The 23,060-nt window shown below is 61.6% G+C and carries 23 protein-coding genes; 10 read left to right on the top strand and 13 right to left on the bottom strand.

The genetic code is table 11. The features are described 5' to 3' along the window. Positions 1 to 94: 94 nt before the first annotated feature. Complete coding sequence (locus V8359_RS01595; RefSeq protein WP_336426941.1) at positions 95 to 2,026, bottom strand: cytochrome c3 family protein; 1,932 nt, start codon at positions 2,024 to 2,026, stop codon at positions 95 to 97. Between the two features lie 202 nt (positions 2,027 to 2,228). Continuing rightward, positions 2,229 to 2,864 carry a TetR family transcriptional regulator C-terminal domain-containing protein gene (locus V8359_RS01590; protein ID WP_336426940.1) on the bottom strand — a complete coding sequence of 212 codons (636 nt, stop codon included), beginning with the start codon at positions 2,862 to 2,864 and terminating at the stop codon, positions 2,229 to 2,231. A 166-nt stretch (positions 2,865 to 3,030) separates the two neighbouring features. On the opposite strand from V8359_RS01590, the gene V8359_RS01585 reads away from it, so the two are divergent. The 9 genes from V8359_RS01585 to V8359_RS01545 all read left to right on the top strand — a co-directional run bounded on the left by V8359_RS01585 (position 3,031) and on the right by V8359_RS01545 (position 11,794). Further along, on the top strand, positions 3,031 to 4,281 hold the full coding sequence (locus V8359_RS01585; RefSeq protein WP_336426939.1) for a Zn-dependent hydrolase: 1,251 nt from the start codon (positions 3,031 to 3,033) through the stop codon (positions 4,279 to 4,281). Positions 4,282 to 4,655: 374 nt separating this feature from the next. Further along, the gene (gene hydA / locus V8359_RS01580; RefSeq protein ID WP_336426938.1) at positions 4,656 to 6,119 is read left to right on the top strand and encodes a dihydropyrimidinase; all 1,464 of its coding nucleotides are present in this window, start codon (positions 4,656 to 4,658) and stop codon (positions 6,117 to 6,119) included. Between the two features lie 4 nt (positions 6,120 to 6,123). After that, on the top strand, positions 6,124 to 6,546 hold the full coding sequence (locus V8359_RS01575) for a VOC family protein (RefSeq protein ID WP_336426937.1): 423 nt from the start codon (positions 6,124 to 6,126) through the stop codon (positions 6,544 to 6,546). Then, complete coding sequence (locus V8359_RS01570) at positions 6,543 to 7,322, top strand: ABC transporter ATP-binding protein (RefSeq protein ID WP_336426936.1); 780 nt, start codon at positions 6,543 to 6,545, stop codon at positions 7,320 to 7,322. The genes V8359_RS01575 and V8359_RS01570 overlap by 4 nt, the downstream gene beginning before the upstream one ends. A 201-nt stretch (positions 7,323 to 7,523) precedes the next feature. Continuing rightward, a complete protein-coding gene (locus V8359_RS01565) occupies positions 7,524 to 8,399 on the top strand; it encodes an ABC transporter permease (protein WP_336426935.1) in 876 nt (291 codons plus the stop codon). After that, complete coding sequence (locus V8359_RS01560; RefSeq protein WP_336426934.1) at positions 8,396 to 9,238, top strand: ABC transporter permease; 843 nt, start codon at positions 8,396 to 8,398, stop codon at positions 9,236 to 9,238. Before V8359_RS01565 ends, V8359_RS01560 begins: the two co-directional genes overlap by 4 nt. Positions 9,239 to 9,267: 29 nt before the next feature. After that, on the top strand, positions 9,268 to 10,260 hold the full coding sequence (locus tag V8359_RS01555) for an ABC transporter substrate-binding protein (RefSeq protein ID WP_336426933.1): 993 nt from the start codon (positions 9,268 to 9,270) through the stop codon (positions 10,258 to 10,260). A 140-nt stretch (positions 10,261 to 10,400) separates the two neighbouring features. Further along, positions 10,401 to 11,180 carry a hypothetical protein gene (locus tag V8359_RS01550; protein WP_336426932.1) on the top strand — a complete coding sequence of 260 codons (780 nt, stop codon included), beginning with the start codon at positions 10,401 to 10,403 and terminating at the stop codon, positions 11,178 to 11,180. A 182-nt stretch (positions 11,181 to 11,362) separates the two neighbouring features. Next, positions 11,363 to 11,794: an SH3 domain-containing protein gene (locus tag V8359_RS01545; protein ID WP_336426931.1), complete on the top strand. Its 432-nt coding sequence runs from the start codon at positions 11,363 to 11,365 to the stop codon at positions 11,792 to 11,794. 97 nt (positions 11,795 to 11,891) lie between these two features. Here V8359_RS01545 and V8359_RS01540 read toward each other — a convergent pair whose 3' ends face one another. From V8359_RS01540 to V8359_RS01505, 8 genes are read right to left on the bottom strand one after another with little or no spacing between them, the layout of a single operon-like run. Next, positions 11,892 to 12,263, bottom strand: a complete 372-nt coding sequence (locus tag V8359_RS01540; RefSeq protein ID WP_336426930.1) for a RidA family protein — start codon at positions 12,261 to 12,263, stop codon at positions 11,892 to 11,894. A 16-nt stretch (positions 12,264 to 12,279) separates the two neighbouring features. After that, positions 12,280 to 13,200 carry a lysophospholipid acyltransferase family protein gene (locus V8359_RS01535; RefSeq protein ID WP_336426929.1) on the bottom strand — a complete coding sequence of 307 codons (921 nt, stop codon included), beginning with the start codon at positions 13,198 to 13,200 and terminating at the stop codon, positions 12,280 to 12,282. 36 nt (positions 13,201 to 13,236) lie between these two features. Next, positions 13,237 to 13,515, bottom strand: a complete 279-nt coding sequence (locus tag V8359_RS01530; protein WP_336426928.1) for an HPr family phosphocarrier protein — start codon at positions 13,513 to 13,515, stop codon at positions 13,237 to 13,239. Positions 13,516 to 13,523: 8 nt separating this feature from the next. Beyond that, positions 13,524 to 13,916, bottom strand: coding sequence for a PTS sugar transporter subunit IIA (locus V8359_RS01525; RefSeq protein ID WP_336426927.1), 393 nt, complete (start codon positions 13,914 to 13,916; stop codon positions 13,524 to 13,526). Then, on the bottom strand, positions 13,913 to 14,875 hold the full coding sequence (gene rapZ / locus V8359_RS01520; protein ID WP_336427907.1) for an RNase adapter RapZ: 963 nt from the start codon (positions 14,873 to 14,875) through the stop codon (positions 13,913 to 13,915). The genes V8359_RS01525 and rapZ overlap by 4 nt, the downstream gene beginning before the upstream one ends. Then, positions 14,859 to 15,299 carry an HPr kinase/phosphorylase gene (locus tag V8359_RS01515; protein WP_336426926.1) on the bottom strand — a complete coding sequence of 147 codons (441 nt, stop codon included), beginning with the start codon at positions 15,297 to 15,299 and terminating at the stop codon, positions 14,859 to 14,861. The genes rapZ and V8359_RS01515 overlap by 17 nt, the downstream gene beginning before the upstream one ends. A 13-nt stretch (positions 15,300 to 15,312) precedes the next feature. Beyond that, complete coding sequence (locus V8359_RS01510) at positions 15,313 to 17,022, bottom strand: sensor histidine kinase (RefSeq protein WP_336426925.1); 1,710 nt, start codon at positions 17,020 to 17,022, stop codon at positions 15,313 to 15,315. Between the two features lie 2 nt (positions 17,023 to 17,024). Further along, the gene (locus tag V8359_RS01505; protein ID WP_336426924.1) at positions 17,025 to 17,729 is read right to left on the bottom strand and encodes a response regulator transcription factor; all 705 of its coding nucleotides are present in this window, start codon (positions 17,727 to 17,729) and stop codon (positions 17,025 to 17,027) included. 363 nt (positions 17,730 to 18,092) lie between these two features. Here V8359_RS01505 and V8359_RS01500 point away from each other — a divergent pair, with 363 nt between their 5' ends. Further along, positions 18,093 to 19,691 (top strand): phosphoenolpyruvate carboxykinase, encoded by a 1,599-nt coding sequence (locus V8359_RS01500; protein ID WP_336426923.1) that lies wholly within the window; start codon positions 18,093 to 18,095, stop codon positions 19,689 to 19,691. Positions 19,692 to 19,808: 117 nt separating this feature from the next. On the opposite strand, the gene V8359_RS01495 is transcribed toward V8359_RS01500, so the two are convergent. From V8359_RS01495 to mobA, 3 genes are read right to left on the bottom strand one after another with little or no spacing between them, the layout of a single operon-like run. Continuing rightward, the gene (locus tag V8359_RS01495) at positions 19,809 to 21,926 is read right to left on the bottom strand and encodes a molybdopterin-binding protein (protein ID WP_336426922.1); all 2,118 of its coding nucleotides are present in this window, start codon (positions 21,924 to 21,926) and stop codon (positions 19,809 to 19,811) included. Continuing rightward, positions 21,923 to 22,414, bottom strand: a complete 492-nt coding sequence (gene mobB, locus V8359_RS01490) for a molybdopterin-guanine dinucleotide biosynthesis protein B (RefSeq protein ID WP_336426921.1) — start codon at positions 22,412 to 22,414, stop codon at positions 21,923 to 21,925. Before mobB ends, V8359_RS01495 begins: the two co-directional genes overlap by 4 nt. Beyond that, positions 22,411 to 23,055, bottom strand: a complete 645-nt coding sequence (gene mobA, locus V8359_RS01485; RefSeq protein ID WP_336426920.1) for a molybdenum cofactor guanylyltransferase MobA — start codon at positions 23,053 to 23,055, stop codon at positions 22,411 to 22,413. Before mobA ends, mobB begins: the two co-directional genes overlap by 4 nt. Positions 23,056 to 23,060: the final 5 nt, after the last annotated feature.

Raw genomic sequence — 23,060 nt, 5'->3', positions numbered from 1 at the left:
CCTTACGCACAGCCTTTCGCGAAACGCAGCGCGACAGTCAGGCGTTGCACGCGTTTCGCCTTTCGCTGACGTCTCAGGTTAAAGGCGAAACGCTTTAGCGCGACAGCTGTCCTTCGTGCCGATCGGCCGCGTCGGCACGGCCCTTGGCGCGCAGGAGTTGCGCGGCTGTCGCGCGCACCTTCTGCGCATCGGGTTCCAATTCAAGCGTATTGAGATAGGCCCGGATCGCCAGTTCCTGATCCCCGCCTTGCATGGCGAGCGTACCTAGTAATCGCCAAGTCTGCATATGATTTGGCCGATACTGCAAAAGCGTTTCGGCCTCGGTCATGGCATCATCCGCGTGCCCGGCTATGGCCAGAAGACGCACCAGCTTGAACCGCAGTTCGACCAGTTCGGGATCACGCGAAAGCCGTTCGCGGATCGCGTCAATTCCTTCGGCATGCTCTCCCATCGCGAAGCTGGCCATTGCCGTATTGCCCAGAAGCGACGGATTGTCAGGGTCGATAGACAGAGCGCGATTCGACACTGCATGGGCTTCGGTCCAGCGATCCTGCCGAACATAGGCTTCCATCAAGCGCACCCAGGGCGCCAGATCACGGTTGCCACTTCGAGCGAGGACTTCGCCAAGGTCGGTCGCCGCATATCCGGCACGGTCGCCACTATATTGGAGGATCGAAACAAGCTTGAGAATCAACGCCTCGTCAGTCGCGACATCCGCCTCAGGATCATGCAGGTAAATATCGGACACCTCTGCGTTGACACTCGGGATCGGGGCCAGTCGTTCCGCTAAAGGGTCGGCGCGGCGTGTGATCTTGTGATCGGTCATCCAAACCTCGACCACGTCTTGTGTGCGGCGCTCGGGCATGTGGCATGCGGTGCAATCATCCTCTTGCGTGATGGTCGGATGCGCCGCCCCGGCCGTTGTCATGCGCGGCAGTCCCCGGTCGTCGGTTTCATGACAACTCAGACAGGCCTTGCGGTAATGCGCCGCGCGTGCCTTGGGCTTGATCTTCACATGCGGATCATGACAGCTCAGGCAGCCCAGTTCGCCCTCGCCCTGAGTATAACATGCGCTTTGCTTCATCCGGTAAGGATGGTGATTGATCTCGAACCGTTCGGGTTTGGGCATATTGGGGTCCGTGATGTCCAATTGCATCACGAACGCCTCGATGTCCTCCCCCGGTCGAAACGAAAAATGCCCACGTCCCAGCCTGAGCGGTGAGTTGACCGTCACGGTGGGCTGCATGTGGCACCCATAGCAGATTCCATAGAGCTTTTCGTCCTCAAGCTTCCCGGGCTGAACGATCGCCGCGCGCAGATCGGCAACCCCGCCCTCACCGCTGAACCCCCGGCGCACATGTTCGGCCCCGGGTCCATGACACCGCTGACAGCCTATCCCCTCGGGCAAGTCAGTGGGATAGGTCCAGGGATAGCCGGGCAGCCCGCTTTTCTGGGGATAGTCTGCAAAGCCATTGTGGCAGGCCATACAGCGCGGCGGGACCGCGCGCAGAACGCCGAAATGCTGCTTGAACTCATAGCCCGGCGCCATCGCCCAAGTTTGGCTTTGCGTATACCACGAGATCGGAAGCTGAAAGAGAGCGCCATCAGGGGTCTGGTAAAGATAGATGCGTGAATGGTTCCCCGATCCGAGAATCCAGTCCACCTTGACCGAAAAACCGTCGATCCGTGCGCCCTCAGCGGTCAGCCCGTAACGCTGAAACCAATAGTCGCCGTCGCGCAACTCCATTTCGTAGTAGCGGTCGCTTGGCTCGTGATGAAAGGGCATAGCGCCGAAATCTTCGATGACCTTCTCGCGCGATGGGCGGTAAAAACTGCGCGCCATGCCCATCTCGGCAAATGTTTCCGCCTTGTCGGCATGGCAATCGGCGCAGACCGCGTCAGGAACATATCCTGCCGCCGCGCCGAATGTTACGGGTATACCCATTTCAGCCAGAAGGGGATGCGTGTCCTTGGATGCCTCAAGCGCATCCGCGCCGTGCCCCCATAGACCCAGAAGCGCAGCCATGCAGGCAAGCAGCCAGCGCCGATTAAAACTGATGAATGACCGCAAAGCACCCTGACCCGGATCACGCCACGGGCCGACGACCATGGCGATTGATCGCAATGAATGACGGCACCCAACGGGTTCGGGTGCCTCACTCCGCGCATCTCACCGAAAGATGACAGCGGGCCAACGGGCCTATGAAGATTTCATGTAGTCCAAGGCCTCACGGCATCAGCATCCGCCGATACAGGCGATCAAGATAGCGTGCCGCGCCTTCGAAGCCGTCCTCGCCGTCCATCAACACCGAAACCTGAGCTTCGAAATCCGCGTAATGCTGCGTCGTGGCCCAGATTGAAAAAATCAGGTGCCGCGGGTCTGTCCGCGCCAGTAAGCCCGCGGCCATCCAACCCTCGATCATGGCCGCCGTTCGGTCCACCAGAGGCTTGAGTCCGGTTTCCAGATGCGGCCGCATGCGCGGCGCACCTTGCAGGATTTCATTGGCGAAAAGGCGGCTTTCACGCGGGAATTCCCGACTCATCTCAAGTTTGCGATGCACATAGCGCAGAATTTCATCAAGCGGATCGCCAGCCGGATCAATTTCGCGCATGGGGGCGAGCCACGTGTCCATCAGATGATTGAGCAGCGAGACGTGAATCGCTTCTTTGCCGTCAAAATAATAGAGAATATTGGGCTTGCTCAGACCGGCCTGCGCGGCGATCTGATCAAGCGTCGCCCCGCGATAGCCATGCCGGGCAAAGACATCGAGAGCCGCCTCGAGAATTCGGGCGCGATTGCGCTGCTGAATTCGACTTGTCCGGGGGGTGGCATCGTCTTGGTCCTGGGGGGCGGTGTCGGGCATGCGTCTTGCATCGCCTCCTCGATCATGGCAGGGCAAACTACGGATGAGACTAGCGATCCCCCCCGATTTTCCCAACACGAAACTTGACTCGCGCAGCCGTTGGCCTGATCGTGCTTTTACCAAATGGTAAAATTGCGACAGGTGAACAACAGCACGGGGGCCCAGCATGTCAGCGCCAGGCGAAAATCTGAAAATCGACGGAGACCGGCTCTGGGACAGCCTGATGGAAATGGCCCGCATCGGGCCGGGCGTTGCCGGGGGCAACAACCGTCAGACCCTGACCGACGAAGATGCCGAAGGCCGCGCGCTTTTTCAGAAATGGTGCGAAGATGCGGGCCTGACCATGGGGCTCGACACGCTTGGCAACATGTTCGCCCGGCGCGAAGGCACCGATCCCGATGCCCTGCCCGTCTATGTGGGCAGCCACCTCGACACGCAGCCGACGGGTGGCAAATACGACGGGGTTCTCGGCGTGCTGGCGGGGCTTGAACTGGTCCGCACCCTGAACGACCTTGATATCAAGACCAAACACCCCATCGTGGTCACCAACTGGACCAACGAAGAAGGCACGCGGTTTGCGCCTGCCATGCTCGCCTCCGGCGTCTTCGCCGGGATGCATGAACAAGACTGGGCCGAAGATCGCCGCGACACCGAGGGTAAACGCTTCGGCGACGAGCTTGACCGCATCGGTTGGCGCGGGGACGAGCCCGTGGGCGAACGCAAGATGCACGCCTTCTTTGAGCTGCATATCGAACAGGGCCCCATCCTCGAAGCCGAAGGCAAGGATATCGGCGTCGTCACACATGGTCAGGGCCTGAGCTGGACACAACTGACGATCACCGGCAAGGACAGCCACACCGGCTCCACCCCCATGCCCATGCGCCGCGACGCCGGCCTCGGCATGGCGCGGGTGCTGGAGAAGGTGAACGAAATCGCCCTCGACAACGCCCCGAACGCGGTCGGCGCCGCAGGCCATATCGAGGTCTATCCCAACTCACGCAACGTGATCCCGGGCAAGACCGTCTTCACCGTGGATCAGCGATCACCCGACAAGGCCGTGCTCGAGGATATGGTGGCGCGGATGAAGAAAGAATCGCAAAAGATATGTGATGACATGGGCTTGCAGGTCGAATTTGAAGTGGCCGGCGGCTTTGACCCCGTCACCTTCGACGAAGGCTGTGTCACCGCCATCCGCAACGCCGCCGAACGCCTCGGCTATTCCCACCGCGACCTCGTCTCGGGCGCAGGCCACGACGCCTGCTGGATCAACCGCGTGGCGCCAACGGCGATGGTGATGTGCCCCTGCGTCGACGGCCTCAGCCATAACGAGGCCGAGGAGATTTCCAAGGACTGGGCCACGGCAGGAGCCGATGTGCTGATGCACGCCGTGGTGGAAACGGCGGAGATTGTGGAGTGATGCCTAGGATAGAGCAATCTCCTATCTACGTCGTCTCCCGAAACGGCAAAGAAATGCACGCCAAAACGATCTATCGTTCGTTAGGATATCGCACCACAGATGGAACGAAAGTGGTTCGCTATCGTCGTTTGTGGTATCCCGTCTACGAGAAGAAGGAATTTCGGACTTTGGTCCGGTCAAAAACTAGCAATCCAGGCCATTGGTTTGTGATTGACGGCAAACCGTCGCGCTTAGGTTACGATCCGAAACCGTTTATCAAAGATTGGGACACCAGCGTCGGTCCCTACAAAACGTTTGGGCCACTCGGAATTTAGTCAGCCAGTTAGAAGATAAGTCGAATGGCGCTCAAATGGCGCGTCACAGGGAGAAAACCAATGACCACCAAAGTCATCAAGAACGGCACCGTCTGCACGGCGGATCGCACGTGGAAGGCCGATGTCCTCATCGAGGACGAAAAGATCAGCCGGATCGGCGAAAACCTCACGGGCGACGAGGTGATCGACGCCGAGGGCGCCTATGTCATCCCCGGCGGCATCGATCCGCACACGCATATGGAAATGCCCTTCATGGGCACCACGGCGGCCGAAACCTTCGAGACCGGGACATGGGCCGCGGCCTGTGGCGGCACAACGATGCTGGTGGATTTCTGCCTGCCCGGTGAGGATGGCAGCATCAAGAACGCCATCAACGAATGGCACCGCAAATCCGCACCGCAGATTTGCACCGATATCGGCTATCACATGGCCGTCACCGGCTGGAACGAGAACGTTTTCAACGAGATGAAGGACGCCGTCGAGATGGGCGTCAACTCGTTCAAGCACTTCATGGCCTACAAGGGCGCGCTGATGATCGAGGATGACGAGATGTTCGCCTCGTTCAAACGCTGTGCCGAGTTGGGCGCGCTGCCCATGGTCCATGCCGAAAACGGTGATCTTGTCGCCGAGATGCAGCAGAAATATTTCGATCAGGGCATCACCGGCCCCGAAGGCCATGCCTATTCGCGCCCGCCCGAGTTCGAGGGCGAGGCCGCCAATCGCGCGATCACCATCGCGGACGCGGCGGGCGTGCCGCTCTATATCGTGCATGTCTCCTGCGAACAGGCGCACGAAGCCATCCGGCGCGCGCGCCAAAAGGGCATGCGCGTCTATGGTGAGCCGCTGATCCAGTTCCTGACGCTGGACGAGTCCGAGTATTTCAACACCGATTGGGACCACGCCGCACGCCGCGTCATGTCGCCCCCCTTCCGCTCGAAGGAGCATCAGGACGGGCTCTGGGCGGGGCTTCAGGCGGGCTCTCTTCAGGTTGTCGCGACCGACCACGCGGCCTTCTCGACCGAGCAGAAACGGCGCGGTCGCGACGATTTCCGCATCATCCCCAACGGCTCGAACGGGCTTGAGGAACGGCTCCCCGTGCTCTGGACCCGTGGGGTTGAAACCGGTCGCCTCACCCCCAACGAATTTGTCGCCATGACATCCACGAACGTGGCCAAGATCCTCAACATCTACCCCAAGAAAGGTGCGATCGTCGAAGGTGCGGATGCCGATATCGTCGTTTGGGATCCCAATATCACCAAGACGATCAGCCCGGCAAACCATCATTCGATCCTTGATTACAACGTGTTCGAAGGGTTCACCGTGACGGCCAACTCGCGCTACACGATCTCGCGCGGCGAGGTGATCTGGGCTTGGGGTCAGAATTCTCAGCCTCAGCCCGGTCGAGGCCGTTTCGTGCCGCGCCCGGCCTTCCCCTCGGCGCATAAAGCCCTGAGCAAATGGAAGGCACTCAACTCACCCAAAATGATCGAGCGTGATCCAATGAACATCCCGGCGGGCATCTGACCCGATGGCCGCGCCGACCGCCCCTGCGGCTATACTGGAAACCGCGCTCTACGTTAGCGATCTCGACGCGGCGGCCCGGTTCTATACCGATATCGTGGGCCTGACCGAGCATGTCCGGGTCGAAGGCCGGCATGTGTTCCTGCGCTGTGAGACATCCATGCTCATGCTTTTCAACCCCGAAGCCACCGCAGAGGCTTCGGGCGGCAAGTTTCCCGTTCCGCCTCATGGCGCGCACGGGCCGGGGCATGTGTGTTTCCGTGTCGGCAAGGGCGAAACGCAGGACTGGGCCGACCACCTGACCGCCCATGGCATCGGGATCGAGGCCGATTTCCACTGGCCGAACGGCGTCCGATCGCTCTATGTTCGTGATCCGGCGCAAAACTCGGTGGAGTTCGCCGAAGCTAAACTATGGGATTTTGACACGTGAACGACACCGTCATATCGGCCCGCGACCTGAGCCTGACCTTTGAAACCAATGACGGCCCCGTCCATGCCCTCAAGGACATCAACCTAGAGGTCGACCGCGGCGAATTCGTCAGCTTCATCGGTCCCTCGGGCTGTGGCAAGACCACCTTTCTGCGCTGCATGGCAGACCTTGAGCATCCCACCGGCGGCAGCATTACCGTCAACGGCGTGAGCGCGGAAGAGGCGCGCCGCGCGCGTGCTTATGGCTATGTCTTTCAGGCGGCGGGGCTTTACCCGTGGCGCACCATCGGGGGCAATATCCGCCTGCCGCTTCAGATCATGGGCTATTCCAAGGCCGAACAGGCCGAGCGTGTCGCCCGGGTGCTCGAACTGGTTGATCTCGCCGGGTTCGAAAAGAAGTTCCCATGGCAGCTTTCGGGTGGGATGCAGCAACGCGCCTCCATCGCCCGCGCGCTTGCCTTCGATGCCGATATCCTGTTGATGGACGAACCCTTCGGCGCGCTGGACGAGATCGTGCGTGACCATTTGAACGAACAGCTTCTCAAGCTTTGGGAGCGGACAAACAAGACGATCTGCTTTGTCACCCACTCGATCCCCGAGGCGGTCTATCTTTCGACCAAGATCGTCGTCATGTCACCGCGCCCCGGCCGGATCACCGACGTGATCGAAAGCCCGCTGCCGCGCGAACGCCCGCTCGATATCCGCGACACGCCCGAATTCATCGAGATCGCCCACCGCGTCCGCGATGGCCTTCGCGCGGGGCATGGCGATGGGTAAGCGCATCATCATCGGAACTGCCCCTGCCGGCCATGTCGGACGGGGCGTTTCCACCTTTTGCGGTCATCGGCTCTCCAGCCTGTACGGGGCGTCCAGCGAACCGACAAATCCCTTCATCTTTCTAAAAATACTCAGCGTCGCCGCGCGCAACCGGGACCGGCGAATGAGTATTTGGGGAAAGATGAAAACAAGGGGGGCGTGATGCGCAACATTCTGCCAGTCCTGACCGTCGTGCTCGCCATCTTCGCGATCTGGTATGCCGCGGCCATCGGGCTCAACAAGGCGTGGGCCTATGACAAGGCCGAGCGCGCGGGGATCGAGCTTAACGCGTCAGACCTCGTGGCCGACACATGGAGCCAGGACAAGCCCCGCCTGCCCGTCCCGCATCAGGTTGCGGCAGAGCTGTGGAAGACGACCGGCGCGATGGTGCAGCGCGGTCGCGCGTTCTCGAAACGGTCGCTTCTCTGGCATGGATGGATCACGCTCAGTTCGACATTGCTGGGCTTCGTGTTCGGAACCGGTCTTGGTATCCTGTTGGCCGTGGGGATCGTCCACAGCCGGGCGATGGACATGTCGGTGATGCCATGGGTCATCGCGAGCCAGACGGTGCCTATCCTTGCCATCGCGCCGATGATCGTGGTCGTTCTGGCATCGATGCAAGTGGATGACCTGATCGCGAAGGGCGTCATTTCGATGTATCTGAGCTTTTTCCCGGTGGTTGTGGGCATGGTCAAGGGCCTGCGCAGCCCATCGACGATGCAAATGGACCAGATGAAAACCTGGAACGCCAGCCGCACCCAAACCTTCTGGAAACTGCGGCTTCCGTCCTCGACGCCCTATCTCTTCGCCTCGCTCAAGGTCGGCATCGCGGCCAGCCTGATCGGCGCGGTGGTGGCGGAGCTCTCGCTCAGTCAGGACGGCGGGCTGGGCGCGCGCATGCTGGTGGGAAGCTACTATGGCCAGACCATTCAAATCTGGAGCGCGCTCATCGGGGCGGCGATTCTGGCGGCGCTTCTGGTCATGACCATAGGGGTCATGCAGCGCATGACGCTCACACGGATGGGGATGACGGCATGATCTGGATTCTGGGATCGCTCGCCTTTTGGGCCGTCGCCTGGTGGATCAACGTCCGCCTCAGCCGCAGCGGATCGCCTGTTGCGCCCTTCGTCGTGCCGGCGCTTTTTGGCATCACGATACTGGTTTTGTGGGAAGGCATGGTGCGTGGCCTTGGGATCAATCCCGTCCTCCTGCCTGCCCCCACTGCAATCGCGGAGACCTTTTCAAACAACCTCGGGCTGCTTTGGGGCGACCTCGTCCAAACCGTGTTCAAGGGGGCCTTTTCGGGCTATGCCATCGGCTGTGGCGCCGCGATCCTTATGGGAATCGCAGTCGACCGCTCACCTTTCCTGCAACGCGGGCTTTTGCCGGTGGGCAATTTCGTGGCCGCGCTGCCGATCGTCGGGATGGCGCCCATCCTTGTCATGTGGTTCGGTTTCGATTGGGAATCCAAGGCGGCGGTGGTGGTGGTGATGGTGTTTTTTCCCGTCCTCGTGAACACCGTGGCAGGCTTGCGCGACACCGACACGATGCAGCGCGATCTCATGCGCACCTACGGGGCAAGCTATACCCAGACACTTCTCAAACTACGGCTGCCCGCGGCGATGCCGTTCATCTTCAACGGCCTCAAGATCGCCACGACGCTCGCGCTCATCGGGGCCATCGTGGCCGAATTCTTCGGCTCGCCCACCCGCGGCATGGGGTTCCGCATCTCGACGTCGGTCGGCCAACTCGCGATGGATTTGGTCTGGGCGGAAATCGTCGTCGCTGCCATCGTCGGCTCCGCCCTCTACGGCGGGGTTGCATTTCTCGAAGCGCGGGTGACATTCTGGCACCCATCACAGCGCCGCAGGGCGTAAGATAAAGATAACCAAAAAAGGAGAGGAAGATGATCAAGCTAGCCAAAACAGTCAGCCTGGCCGCTGCCGGCTTATGGGCCGGAATGGCCCAGGCCGCGGACGACGTGACCTTGCAACTCAAATGGGTGACGCAGGCACAGTTCGCCGGGTATTACGTGGCCCAGGACAAGGGCTTTTACGACGAAGAGAACCTCGACGTCACGATCAAGCCGGGTGGCCCCGATATCGCCCCCGCGCAGGTGATCGCCGGCGGTGGGGCGGATGTGGTCATCGACTGGATGCCGTCGGCCCTCGCCTCGCGCGAGAAGGGATTGCCGCTCGTGAATATCGCGCAACCCTTCAAACGGTCGGGCATGATGCTCACCTGCCGCAACGACAGCGGCGTCACCAGCCCCGAGGACTTTCCCGGCGAAACACTGGGCGTATGGTTCTTCGGAAACGAATATCCTTTCCTCAGCTGGATGAGCAAACTCGAAATCCCGACCGATGGCGGCGAGGACGGCGTGACCGTGCTCAAGCAGGGCTTCAACGTCGATCCGCTTCTGCAAAAACAGGCGGCCTGTATTTCGACAATGACTTACAACGAATACTGGCAGGTTCTGAATGCTGGCCTCACCGAGGACGATCTGACCGTCTTCAAGTATGAAGATCAGGGTGTCGCCACCCTCGAGGACGGAATGTATGTGCTCGAGGACAACCTTGACGATCCCGCCTTCGTGGACAAGATTGCGCGGTTTGTCCGGGCCTCCATGAAGGGCTGGAAATGGGCCGAGGAGAACCCCGAGGACGCCGCGATGATCGTGCTCGACAATGACTCGACCGGGGCCCAGACAGAGGCGCATCAGCTTCACATGATGCGCGAGATCGCCAAATTGACCGAGGGGTCCAACGGCGCGCTCGATCCGGCCGATTTCGAACGCACGGTCGACTCGCTGCTCTCGGGCGGCTCGGACCCGGTGATCACCGAACATCCCGGCGACGCCGCTTGGACGCATGAGATCACGGACAAGGCGCTGAACTGATCCCGACGCCTTTTGCACTTTTGCGCCGCGGCTCTTTCAAGGGTCGCGGCGTTTTCTTGTCCGGGGTCGGTGGCCGTCTGATGCGGAGGAATGTCGACAAACATGCGCGTCCCGTGTCATCCTGGTGCAAGGGGGGTGATATGACATACATGATTTCTACAAAGATCAAAGCGACCGCCGGGCGTATTCTCTCGCGCGTCGGGCTCTGCGTCTGGGCGATCCTGATCAGCACCGGCCCAAGTGCCGCACAATCAAATCACGCCGACAGGCCTGTTGTGCTGTGCGGCACGGATGCGGGCTTCGATCTGCACTCATTGCGCCTTCTGAGCGGGACAGGAACCCCCTCGATCGACCGTGCTCTTATCGAAGAGCTCCAAGCGCAGTCGGCGTTCTTCGGTGTCCGGCCCGCTTTTTATGTCTATGCGCAGGGTATTCAGAATGCCATGGCGACGCAGCAAACATTTCCCTCGACGCCCGGCACGGACGGAACCATCCTCTACCAACTCGACCTTCTCGAAGCGCATCTCACATCGGCGAGGTTTGGCGGCTCAATCGTGTCGGGCGTGATCGCACATGAATTTTCCCACATTCTCCAGATGCAGGATCAAGGCATCTTTGACCGGCTTCAGAACCGCCATGACACGGTGAAATTCCTTGAGTTGCACGCCGATTTCATGGCCGGCTACTATATGGGAACGAAATTCTCTCAACAGCCTGACGACCTCGACACGCTGTCACGCAAGATTTTCGAGCTGGGTGATAACAATTTCACGAATATCGGCCATCATGGCACCCCGCAGGAACGGCACGTCGCGCTTCGCGCCGGGTTTCGCTATTATCTTGAAAATCCGACACGCGACATCGCCGCAGCCCTGACCGAGGGCGAAGCCTTCGTCACGGACGTCTTTCCAAATTACTAGAGCATGTTGCCCAGAATGACCTCTGTTTTCGGACTTCTCGGACAAGCGAAATCTACGGGGTGTCGACTTTGATCCGGGCAATCGAACACACGGCACAGGGGTGCGATGGTTGACCACTCTGCCGCCTTTCGCGACAGTCTGGGTGTCAGGATTTTCTCAAAACGCTTTAGGCGATGATCACCATGAAATGTATTCTCGCACTCTCCATCGCCTTGCTTACCGCTGGCGCAGGCACTGCCCAAACCACGCAGGAGTGCTATCCCGGCCTCGGCACCTGTGACGAGGCGGGCGATACCGGCGAACAACCCCAGATGAAAATTGACATCGGCACCCCCGATGACCCTGCTGAACCCCAAGAGGAGAGCAGCGCCCCAGAGGCCCCTGCCCCGCCGGCCAATCGCGTTTGCCATGTCCATGACGTGCGGCCACCGGACGACTGGTTGGCCATCCGCACCGAACCCAGCACACGCACGGGAACCCGGCTGGCCAAGCTGCCCTCGGGCACGGCGCTCGAGATGCTGGGCTCACAGCAAGGCAACTGGCACCTTGTTCGGTTGACGAACGGGACGATAGGCTGGGTTTCGTGGGCGACAAACCGCTGGATCGCCTGCTAGAGCGTTTCGCGAAAACCCCGGACCACAGATTTTCGCGAAACGCTTTAAGCGGGCGCCTCCGACATGACCGAAGGCGCCGGAAGCTTTTGGTGATCTCTTACCGCGGGCCGTCTGTGCGGCTGTTGACGGCGGCGGTGATCATGAATTCGACCTTGAGTTCGGGATGCGCGAGCTTCGCTTCTCCGCAGGCGCGTGCAGGCGCGTGCCCTTCGGGCACCCAAGCATCCCAGACCGCGTTCATTTCGGCGAAATCGGCCATGTCAGCCAGCCAGATCGTCGCCTGAAGGATGCGCGTGGTATCCGACCCCGCCTGCGCCAGAAGCTTCTCGATGCCCTGAAGGCAGGTTTTGGTCTGGTCGGCCACGCTGTCGCCAACATTGCCGACCTGCCCCGCCAAATAGGCGGTGTTGTCGTGAATGACGATCTGGCTCATGCGCTGGCCGGTGCCCATACGGGTAATGTCGTTCATGTCCTGCTCCTCTGTTTCAGGCTGTGTCTCGGGTTTGTGCGTCGCGCTGACCAAGGGACAGCGTATGTTCGCGCAGCCACATCATGAAGCCGCGCGGATCACTTTCAAGAAGCTGCATCTGCTCATCAGTGATGGGGGCGCCGACCACCGGGGCTTGTGGCGTGTTACAGCTTCGCACCACCTCGTGAAGCAGCAGGCTCTGGCGCATCGTGGCGGAAATGCAGTTGGCCATCTGATACCACCGCGAATTCGCACCGGGGAAATAGATCGGCACCACGCGCGCGCCCGACCGGCGGATCATCTGTGCCGTGAACACGTTCCATTCGCGTTCTTTCACCGGGCCGAAAAGCGTATCCGAAGACGCCACCACACCGGAGGGAAACACGCTGATCACGCCACCATCCTTGAGGTGCGACATCGCCTTGGCGCGCATCTCGACCGATTTGCGCTGCGCGTCCGGCTCGTGTGGGAACGGCACCGATATCATGTAGGACGCCGCCACCTCGTCGATCCCCGTGAGAAGCGCGCGGGTCAGTATCTTGTAATCCGTGCGCCGACGGCCAATCAGATCGGCTAGGATCATGCCATCGACAAGCCCATGGGGATGATTGGCAACCACCACCACCGGCCCGTCGCGCGGAATGTTCTCGATCTGCTCGGCAGGCGTCAGAAGACTGACCCCCATCGTATCAAGCGCGGCCCGCCAGAAAGGCTGTCCTGTCGGGGCGCCCCGCTTCTCGAACTCACGGATCATGCGGATGATGCTGATCTTGCCGGTCACCCACTCGACGGTGCGGATGATCCGCGCGGTGAGCGGGCTGTCAAAGGAATTGGCATAGGTCAGGCTGCGGCGGTCATACTTGGTAAAGGTGACTACCTCGGGCGTGTCGACACGCGCCTGTTCCGCAAACTTGTCCGTCACCCGCTCCTGTCCCATCTACATTCCGGCGCCCGGTTGCCCGGCCACTCACCCTCACATCTCTTCGCCAAATCGGTTCGCTACCAGTTTCTCGATGGCATCCGCCAACGCCTCGGCATCTGGTCCACGCGTTTGCACGTCAATAGTTGTTCCGCGCGAGGCTGCCAACATCAAAAGGCCCATGATGCTGTCACCGCTGGCCGATTGACCATCCCGCGATACCTCCGCATTCGCGTCGAACCCCTCGACCACCTCGACAAGGCGGGCGGAGGCGCGGGCGTGCAGCCCCTTTTCGTTCACGATCTCAACCGTGCGCGTTGCCGAATGCGTCATAACCGTTCCTATTCCGCCGAGATGTTCTGGCTGTCGATATACTTGCGTCCGGCGTCAAGCGCATGTGCCACCGCGTCGGGAACGGCCTTGTGGCGGGATTTCGCAAGCTTGATGAGCATCGGCAAGTTCGCTCCGTACAGGATACGGCGGTCCTCGGGGCGGCAGGCCATCAGCGACAGGTTCGAGGGGGAGCCGCCGAACATGTCGGTGACGATCACCACACCCGCCCCGGTATCGACCGCATCCGCGGCCCGGCAAATCTCAGCCTGTTTCTCGGCACGGTCGTGATCGCGATCGATGCTGATGGCGCGGATACCCGGCTGATCTCCCACCACGTGCTCGATGGCCGCGAGATACTCGCGCGCCAAGCCGCCATGCGCCACGATCACTATTCCGATCACTGCGTTCCGTCCCCTTCGTCCCGGCTTGCGGTGTTGGGTCCGCCCGGTGCGGACCGGTCAGCATGCCGTTCCAGTTCCCGATGCCTTATTGACACTGGCCAGCCCTCTTTCGCAAGGGCCCTTGCAAGGGTTTCTGCCATCGCCACCGACCGATGCTGGCCTCCGGTACACCCAAAAGCGACCGTAAGATAGGATTTGCCCTCGTTCTTGTAGGCCGGAAGCAGGAACCGCACGAGCGACAGGATGCGGTCGCGAAACTCCTCGGCCCGCTCATCGGCAGCGATATAGGCGTCAACCGCCGGGTCGCGGCCATCAAGGGCGCGAAGATCGGCATCCCAGTGCGGATTGCGCAGAAACCGGCAATCCAGCACCAGATCGGCATTGCGCGGCAGGCCGCGCTTATAGGAAAACGATTGCACCAGAACAGACAGTGACGCGTCATCGGGGGCCGCGAACCATCGGCTCAGCTCGGCACGCAGGTCATGCGGACTCAGTTCAGAGGTATCTATCAGCACATCCGCCCGCGCGCGGATCGGCCCCAGAAGGTCAAGCTCGCGGGTGATCCCCATCGCCGCACTCTCCTCAGGTGCGAGAGGATGCCGCCGCCGCGTTTCGGAGTAGCGGCGCACCAGCGTGTCGGCCTCCGCGTCCAGATAAAGCACCTGCATCGGATTTCCCGCCAGCGCTCCAAGCCCGTCGATCGCCTCGATCAGCGCTTGGGTCGAGAAATCGCGATTGCGCACATCTATCCCAAGAGCGAGCGGTCGCTCCGGTCTCGGCCCGGCCAAGAGACGCGGCAGCAGACTCAGTGGGAGGTTATCAATCGCCTCATATCCGAAATCTTCGAGCGCATGAATCGCGGTGGTGCGGCCCGCCCCCGAAGGACCGGTGATCAAAACCAGCGGCGTAAGCGCGTTAAACCGTTCAGGTACGGTTGAGGGATCAGGCAAATCGTCCATGCGTGACATATAGGATAAGAGCCGCGGGAAAACAGGTCATCTCACTATTTCGCACAAGTGGTAAGGTGACGCCAAGAAGCTTGGTTGATCGCTCCGGCGGCAGGCGTTCGGTTTCAGGCGTATCAAGGTCGACGATGGCCACAAGCGGTGCCGGTTCGGCGGCGGAAACATGCAGGATGCCCACGCCCCGCGCTTCGATCCGACCGGCGATCGCTTCGGGTGCGGCGGCGATGATTTGGGCCTTCTTCCGGCGCAGGATCGTCCGGTCATCGGAAATCAGCATCGCGCCACGGCTAAGAAGATCGAGCGCCAGCGCGCTTTTGCCCTGTCCCGAGGCTCCCCGGATCAGAAGCGCCCGGCCCGCCAGAGCCACACAGGAGCCATGCACGGTTTCCATGTCAGGCTGCACGGCGGGGTCGTCCATCCGCTTGGCATCCTCAGATAGGCAGACCCACGACAAAGCGCGCACCAAGCGGATCCGACGTCACATCGGCCTCGGTCGGGCGGATGTTCTCGGCCCAGATCACACCGCCATGCGCCTCCACGATCTGCTTTGAAATGGCAAGCCCGAGGCCGGAGTTATTGCCGAAATCCTTTTCGGCGCGTTGCGAATAGAAACGCTGGAAAATCTTGGCGAGCGCCTGTTCAGGCACGCCGGGGCCGGTATCCTCGACCACCACCAGCACTCTGTTCTCACGGGTGCGCGCCCAAATTCGGATCGCGTCGCCTTCTTCGCAGAAGCTTATGGCGTTTGTGATGAGATTGACAAAGACCTGTGCCAACCGCGCCTCAAGCCCGTTGATCACGATCGGATCTTTCGGGAAGTCGACAATGAAATCTATGCCCTTGCCCTTGGCGTCCTCACCCAGATACTGGCCCAGATTGCCCAGCATGGTCAAAAGGTCGAACGGCTCTTCTTCTTCCTTGACCAATTCGCTGTCCAGCCGCGACGCGTTGGAGATATCGCTCACCAGCCGGTCAAGCCGGCGCACATCGTGGTCGATCACATCGAGAAGTTGGTCGCGCTGATCTTCGCGCTTGGCCACGCGCAGCGTGCCGACCGCTGAGCGCAGCGACGCCAACGGGTTCTTGATCTCGTGCGCGACGTCAGCGGCGAACTGTTCGTTGCCATCAATCCGGTTGTAAAGCGCGCCCACCATGCCCCGAAGCGCACCCGAAAGGCGGCCAATCTCGTCGGGCCGCGAGGTGAGATCGGGAATGCGGATGCGCGATGACCCGCCCCGCCCGCGATTGCGCGCGCCACCTACCTCGGCCGCCGCGGCAAGATCGGCCAGCGGATGCGCGATTGTCGACGCAAGGATAAGGCTCAGACCGATGGACACGAGCGTGGCGATGATGAACATCTGAAGAACTCGCTCGCGCTCGGACTTGACGAGGCTGTCAATCTCGCCTGCCGCGCTGGTCATGGTGACGACGCCTACCGGCGTGCCGCTCTGCATGATCGGTGCAGCCACGGCAAAGACACTGCCAGTCGCGGTTTGGCCAGTCTTTACCTGAGTGCCCTCCGCCACCGCGGGGTCGACCATGCCGCGCAAGAGGGTCTCTGTATCGGGGAGGTCGGCCTTGGGTGTGCGCCGGAAAGGCCCGGCAAGCTTGTCCCAAATCCAGTTGAGCGCATCGGTAATCACCGTCGGCCCGGTCGCGGCCCCGATCTCGGCGTCGCTTCGGGTTCCGGTCACATTCCCGACCGGCACACCCTCGGTGTCGAAGACGAAAACCTCCGCCCCGCGCCGCAGGTCCAGCCCATCAAGCGTTTCGCTTACGTCGATGCCATCCCCGGTCACCATGTTGACGGGGCCCCCAACCGGGAGCTGCGCCTCGAACACGTTGGCGACAAGTTGGGCTTCGCTCAGCAGCCCGTCGATACGCTGTACCGCAAGCCCATCGCGCGAAGAGTTGAGGTAAAGGATGCCCGCGACAAGGATATTGAGCGCGATGAGGTTGAAGATGATGATCTTCCGCGTGAGCGGCGAAGACCGCAGCGAGGAAAGCCCGCGCCTTTGGCGGCGCTGGCGCACCTCGTCCTCAACCACCCTGTCGGGCGCGACGAAGTCGTCGCCTAGAACGACGTCCCCTCTTCGCCCCGGTGCCGCGTCACGCACATGCGCCCCCTCGACCAGTGCCATACTCAGTCGTCGTTATATCTGTAGCCGATACCGTAGAGCGTCTCAATCGCCGAGAAATCCGGATCGACATTGCGCAGCTTCTTCCTCAGCCGCTTGATATGGCTGTCGATCGTCCGGTCATCCACGTAAACCTGGTCGTCATAGGCCACATCCATAAGCTGATCGCGGCTCTTGACGAAACCGGGACGCTGGGCAAGTGCCTGCAAAAGCAGGAATTCGGTCACGGTGAGCGACACGTCCTTGCTTTTCCATGCCACCGCGTGGCGCAACGGATCCATGCGCAGCTCGCCACGTTCGATCACCTTTCCGTCTTCGACATCGGCGGCCGTTATCTTGCCATCAACCGCATCCTGCCGGCGCAGAAGCGCGCGAATACGCTCCACCAGAAGTCTCTGCGAAAACGGCTTTTTCACATAGTCGTCCGCTCCCATACGCAGCCCCAGCACCTCGTCGATCTCGTCATCCTTGGATGTGAGAAAGATCACCGGCATTGCCGATTTCTGGCGCAGCCGCTGCAACAGGTCCATTCCGTCCATCCGTGGCATCTTGATGTCCAGAACGGCCATGTCAGGAAGCTTTTTGCTAAACGCGTCAAAGGCTTGCTGACCATCATTGTAAGTTTCGACTTCGAACCCTTCTGCCTCAAGAGTCATCGACACCGATGTCAGGATATTCCTGTCATCGTCCACAAGGGCGATTTTCGACATTTTTGAATTCCTTGTACTGCTCTTTGTTGCCTGCTTTTTTCGCCAATATGCGCGTATTTACCGGACGCAATCAATCCAATTTTCCGAATCGCCGGATATCTGCGGCCCATTTGACGCAGAATTTCCTTAGGAATGGCTAAATTGACTCACTTCACGCGCCGCACCTCGGGCTCCACATGGCCACCACCCCGCTGATTGCGCTAACTTGGCCTTGGTTGCGCTAACTGCCTGCAAGCGCCCTGTTCTTTTCTTCCGAGCCCATGTTAAGAGGGCGCTGTCCGGGCCGGTGGGCCGTCGCATACCACCCTTGGCCCTTGCTATCAGGCCGCCAACGCCGGCCCTACCAAGTGGAGAACGAAGCCAATGACAGTCGGACGGGTGAACCCGCAATTCCGTGTTGAGGATCAAGGCATCACCGGACTGGGAGAAGTCCACTACAACCTGATCGAACCGGCGCTGATCGAAGCCGCGTTGAAGAACGGCGAAGGAGAACTTGGCCGCGGCGGTGCATTCCTCGTGTCCACCGGCAAGTTCACGGGGCGCTCTCCCAAGGACAAGCATGTCGTCAAGACCGATGACGTGGCCGAAAACATCTGGTGGGACAACAACGCCGAGATGTCGCCCGAAGGGTTCGATGCGCTCTACACCGACATGGTCGCGCATATGGAAGGTGGGCGTTACTACGTTCAGGATCTCACCGGCGGCGCCGATCCGGCCCATTCGATCAAGGTGCGGATGATCACCGAGCTGGCTTGGCACGGCCTGTTCATCCGGCATCTTCTGCGGCGCCCCGGGCGCGATGCCCTGGATCATTTCGTGGCCGATTTCACCGTGATCAACTGCCCGAGCTTTCAGGCGGACCCCAAAAAGCACGATTGCCGTTCAGAAACCGTGATCGCGATGAATTTCGACCGCAAGATCATCCTGATCGGCGGCACCGAATACGCGGGCGAGAACAAGAAATCCGTTTTCACCCTGCTCAACTACCTGCTGCCCGAGAAGAACATCATGCCGATGCACTGTTCGGCCAATCATGCCAAGGGCAACCCGGTGGATACCGCCGTATTCTTCGGCTTGTCGGGCACAGGTAAGACGACGCTCTCGGCCGATCCCGATCGCGTGCTGATCGGTGACGATGAACACGGCTGGTCGGATCGCGGCACCTTCAATTTCGAAGGCGGCTGTTATGCCAAAACGATCAACCTCAACGCCGAGGCCGAGCCCGAGATCTACGCCACCACGTCCAAATTCGGCACCGTGATCGAGAACATGGTCTACGACCCCGAGACCAAGGAGCTGGATTTCGACGATGATTCGCTTACCGCGAACATGCGCTGCGCCTATCCGCTCGACTATATCTCGAACGCATCGCCGACGTCGATCGGCGGGCACCCCAAGAACATCATCATGCTGACTTGTGACGCCTTCGGTGTGCTGCCGCCCATCGCGCGCCTGACACCGGCGCAAGCGATGTATCATTTCCTGTCAGGCTTTACCGCCAAGGTGGCGGGAACCGAGCGCGGCGTGACAGAACCGCAACCGACCTTCTCGACCTGCTTTGGCGCGCCCTTCATGCCGCGCCGGCCCGAAGCCTATGGCAACCTCCTGCGCGAAAAGATCGCCAAGCATGGTGCGACTTGCTGGCTTGTGAACACCGGCTGGACAGGTGGCGCCTATGGCACCGGCTCGCGGATGCCGATCCGCGCAACCCGTGCGCTCCTCACCGCGGCGCTTGACGGCTCTCTGTCGAAGGTGTCGTTCCGCAAGGATCCGAATTTCGGTTTTGACGTCCCCGTCGACGCCCCCGGCGTGCCCGAGGTGCTTCTTGATCCGCGCCGCACATGGGACAACCCCGAGGCATATGGCCGGCAGGCCGCGAAACTCGTCAACATGTTCTCGAAGAATTTCGAGCAATACCTGCCTTACATCGACGAGGATGTCCGCGCAGCCGCCATAGGCTAACCCGAACAAGGATCATGTCGCCAAACGAAACGGGGGCCCGCGTAGCAACGCGGGCCCTGTCGTTTTGAGGCATACCGTGGCGGCCTTGGCTTGGGGTGGCCGCATCGTCGCGGGAGGTTACAGGAAACTGGAGAACGGGATGTAGTGAACCGGATCGCCCAGAGTGATCTCTTGCGCCTCGTCGGGCAACTCAACCAGACCTTCGGCCCAGCTCAGCCCGCTGATGCGGCCCGATCCTTCGGAGGCGAACGCCTCGGCCTGACCATCGCGGATACGCGCGCGCAGATATTCGCGGCGCCCCGGTTTCTTGGATTTCGTGAAGGCGGCAGGCACCTTGAACCCCTGCGGTGCCTGCCACGCCTCTCCGGCCAGCGACCGCAGGGCGGGCCGCGCAAAGATCAACGTGCAGACCAACGCCGCCACCGGATTGCCCGGCAGCCCGAAAACCGGCGCGCCCTGCCAGAGGCCGAGCGCCAGAGGGCGCCCCGGTTTAAGTGCGATGCGCCACTCGGTCATCGCCCCGGCCTCACGCAGGAGTGCTGAAACGTGGTCCTCGTCACCTGCCGACGCGCCACCCGAGGTCAGGATCGCGTCCGCCTCTCGCGCCGCCCGGTCAAGCGTGTCCCGCAGCGCCGCACGCTCATCCCGCACTCGGCCAAGGTCGATGGCCTCATATCCAAAACGCCGGAGCAGCCCAAGCAACATGGGCCGGTTGGCATCGAATATCTGCCCCGACAAAGCGGTACCCCCCGCCTCGATCAATTCGTCCCCGGTCGAGATCACGGCCACTCGAAGCCGATCACGCACGCTGACGCTCCGCACGCCGGTGGCCGACATGAGCGCCATATCCGCAGGGGTCACAACGCGGCCCGCCTCAAGGATCGTCTCTCCCTCCTCGACATCCTCCCCGGCGCGGCGGGCATTGGCGCGGGGCTTGATCCCGGCGCGAAAGGCGATGGCCCCCTCGCCCAGCCGCACGTCTTCCTCAAGAATGACGGTATCGACACCGGGCGGAAGCGCCGCACCGGTGAGGATGCGAATGGCATGGCCCGCGGGCACTGTCCCGTCAAACGGCACGCCCGCAGCGGCGCGCCCCGCGATCAGCGGCAAAACCGGATCGTCGGGAGGTAGGCTGTCATGGGCAAACCCATAGCCATCAACGGCGGAATTCGCGCTTGGGGGATTGGCGCGGCGTGCCTCCACCCGCGCGGCGAGCACAAGGCCCAGCGTCTCCGCGACGGGGGCCTCCCGCACGGGCGCGACGGGGGTCAGACGATTGCGCAACGCAGTCAGCGCTTCGTCCACCGGGGTCCAATCCACGCCGGCGGGCATCGCGAAACAATCGTCACGCAGCGGCGGCGGTTTCAGCGTGTCGTCGCAGCCGGCCATTAGTTCTTCTTCATGTTCAGCACCCAGCACCCAGGCCTCCTCTGCCGCCTCAGGCGGCAGGTCTGTCATCATGCGGTCAAGCCGGGACGCCGGCAGCCGGGACAGGGCGAGGGACAGCAAGCGCACCTGATGGGCGTCACGAATCCCCCCCGCCGCCTCGGCGCGCTTGACGGCACGGTTAATGACGCCCGGCCAGATTTCTGCCAGCACGACGCGCGCATCCTGCCACTCCTCGAACGGCCAGACGGAAACCCCATCCATCCGCCGCAGGCGTGACAGCATCGGCAATCCCATCAGCACCTGACTGCCAACGGTGGGATTGTAGCAGAGCTGAAAGCAGCTGCTCGACGTGCGCGCGATGCGGTCGCAGGTCCGCTTCTCCGGCACCTCGCCGTAAAGGATGGCCTGCTTATCATAGGGGATACCCGGCCAGCGGTCCGGGTGCGTTTTGCCCCAGAGCGGGCCGGGGCCGTCGAAGGCCGCGTTCATCTCCTCTGCCACATCGAAGCGATTATTCGCGCCTCGCTCGGAATCCTCTATTCGCGATGCAAGCCAGTCCCATAGCCGCAAGGGGTCATCCGATCCGGTGATAGCCCGTGCAAAACCACGCGGATAGCCGAATGGAAAATCAAAGGCGGCCAGCACGCGCCGCCCGGCCTGCATTTCCTGTTCGAATATCGCGGCGATGCGGGCCTCCGCCTCGATCCGGGTGCGGCAATAGATCGGCGCCTGCGGCTCACCCTCTCTGACAAGCCCCATCCAGATGGCATTCTTGGAGGGCCTTTGAGGAGCGCGCGTGTTCGCGGCCGACCAATCCACAATCAGGATTGTGTCAAACCCGCTCAAAGCTCGACCTCCGACAGGATGAAATCGGCAATGGCCGCCGTGTCGTTCAGGTCAAAGACAGGCCGGTCCGTCTCGGGCGGCGTGTCGGCGGCCAGCGCCCGGATCGTCGCATCACCCGGCGCGATCAGGGGATGGCCCGTTTCGGCGCGCCACGCCTCGATCTTGGGGTGTCCTTCACGCTTGAACCCTTCGATCAGCACCAGATCGACTGGCGACAAGCGGGCAAGAAGATCCCCGAGCGACAACTCCTCCGCCCCCCGCAATTCATGCATGAGCGCCCAGCGGGCACCCGATGACAACATCACCTCCTGCGCCCCGGCCTCGCGGTGGCGGTGGCTGTCCCGTCCCGGCTGATCAACGTCGAAACTGTGATGCGCATGCTTCACGGTCGAAACACTGAAACCGCGCGCCGTGATTTCTGTGACAAGCCGTTCGACAAGGCCCGTCTTGCCCGCGTTCTTCCACCCCGTGACCCCGAATACCTTCATTCACAAAGCCCTGCCATGGCCCGCGCCTCGGTCAGGTCCTCGGGGGTATTCACATTGAAAAACGGATCACCCGGCCCGTCAAACAGCGCCTCGCGCCCGCCATGCCGCTCGGTCCAGAGCACGACCTTGCGCAAACCACCGTTCAGGGCCTCGCGCAGATCGTCGCGCAGGGCAACAGGCCAAAGCCCGAATGTCGGATGCCGGATAAGGCCCGTCCGGGTCTTGGAGCGCGTCACCTCGGTATCGTCCCGCGGCGTCGCCGCCAGAACAAGCGGGTGCGCCATCCCTTCCGCCGCACGTTGAAGCACCGGCACCAGATCGCAGGGAAAGAACGGCGTGTCTCCCGCGACGCTCACCACCGTGTCCGCGCCTTGCGCCGCGGCCCAGTCGAGCCCCGCCAGAACCCCCGCCAAAGGGCCGGGAAACTCCGCGATACTGTCCGGCAAGACGGGCAGACCAAACGCGGCGAACCTGTCGGCCGGGCCATTCGCATTGAGCGCCACCTGCGCCACCTGCGGCGCGAGCCGGTCGATGACATGGCTCAGGATGGGCCGCCCGCCCAGCGTCAGCAGCGCCTTGTCGCCGCCCCCCATGCGCGTGGCCAGCCCGCCGGCCAGAATGATACCAAATGGCTGTTTCATCATTC

This window comes from Roseovarius sp. E0-M6, assembly GCF_037083845.1.
Taxonomy (GTDB): Bacteria; Pseudomonadota; Alphaproteobacteria; order Rhodobacterales; family Rhodobacteraceae; genus Roseovarius.
Note: the sequence above shows the minus strand (reverse complement) of the source record. Positions and strands in the feature narration are given on the sequence as shown.

What these genes read in the sequence shown, in the direction of transcription:
- V8359_RS01595 (WP_336426941.1), bottom strand. Translation starts at nt 2,026, where the DNA reads ATGGCTGCGCTTCTGGGTCTATGGGGGCACGGCGCGGATGCGCTTGAG.
- V8359_RS01590 (WP_336426940.1), bottom strand. Translation starts at nt 2,864, where the DNA reads ATGCCCGACACCGCCCCCCAGGACCAAGACGATGCCACCCCCCGGACA.
- V8359_RS01585 (WP_336426939.1), top strand. Translation starts at nt 3,031, where the DNA reads ATGTCAGCGCCAGGCGAAAATCTGAAAATCGACGGAGACCGGCTCTGG.
- hydA (WP_336426938.1), top strand. Translation starts at nt 4,656, where the DNA reads ATGACCACCAAAGTCATCAAGAACGGCACCGTCTGCACGGCGGATCGC.
- V8359_RS01575 (WP_336426937.1), top strand. Translation starts at nt 6,124, where the DNA reads ATGGCCGCGCCGACCGCCCCTGCGGCTATACTGGAAACCGCGCTCTAC.
- V8359_RS01565 (WP_336426935.1), top strand. Translation starts at nt 7,524, where the DNA reads ATGCGCAACATTCTGCCAGTCCTGACCGTCGTGCTCGCCATCTTCGCG.
- V8359_RS01560 (WP_336426934.1), top strand. Translation starts at nt 8,396, where the DNA reads ATGATCTGGATTCTGGGATCGCTCGCCTTTTGGGCCGTCGCCTGGTGG.
- V8359_RS01555 (WP_336426933.1), top strand. Translation starts at nt 9,268, where the DNA reads ATGATCAAGCTAGCCAAAACAGTCAGCCTGGCCGCTGCCGGCTTATGG.
- V8359_RS01550 (WP_336426932.1), top strand. Translation starts at nt 10,401, where the DNA reads ATGACATACATGATTTCTACAAAGATCAAAGCGACCGCCGGGCGTATT.
- V8359_RS01545 (WP_336426931.1), top strand. Translation starts at nt 11,363, where the DNA reads ATGAAATGTATTCTCGCACTCTCCATCGCCTTGCTTACCGCTGGCGCA.
- V8359_RS01540 (WP_336426930.1), bottom strand. Translation starts at nt 12,263, where the DNA reads ATGAACGACATTACCCGTATGGGCACCGGCCAGCGCATGAGCCAGATC.
- V8359_RS01535 (WP_336426929.1), bottom strand. Translation starts at nt 13,200, where the DNA reads ATGGGACAGGAGCGGGTGACGGACAAGTTTGCGGAACAGGCGCGTGTC.
- V8359_RS01530 (WP_336426928.1), bottom strand. Translation starts at nt 13,515, where the DNA reads ATGACGCATTCGGCAACGCGCACGGTTGAGATCGTGAACGAAAAGGGG.
- rapZ (WP_336427907.1), bottom strand. Translation starts at nt 14,875, where the DNA reads ATGGACGATTTGCCTGATCCCTCAACCGTACCTGAACGGTTTAACGCG.
- V8359_RS01515 (WP_336426926.1), bottom strand. Translation starts at nt 15,299, where the DNA reads ATGGACGACCCCGCCGTGCAGCCTGACATGGAAACCGTGCATGGCTCC.
- V8359_RS01510 (WP_336426925.1), bottom strand. Translation starts at nt 17,022, where the DNA reads ATGGCACTGGTCGAGGGGGCGCATGTGCGTGACGCGGCACCGGGGCGA.
- V8359_RS01505 (WP_336426924.1), bottom strand. Translation starts at nt 17,729, where the DNA reads ATGTCGAAAATCGCCCTTGTGGACGATGACAGGAATATCCTGACATCG.
- V8359_RS01500 (WP_336426923.1), top strand. Translation starts at nt 18,093, where the DNA reads ATGACAGTCGGACGGGTGAACCCGCAATTCCGTGTTGAGGATCAAGGC.
- mobB (WP_336426921.1), bottom strand. Translation starts at nt 22,414, where the DNA reads ATGAAGGTATTCGGGGTCACGGGGTGGAAGAACGCGGGCAAGACGGGC.
- mobA (WP_336426920.1), bottom strand. Translation starts at nt 23,055, where the DNA reads ATGAAACAGCCATTTGGTATCATTCTGGCCGGCGGGCTGGCCACGCGC.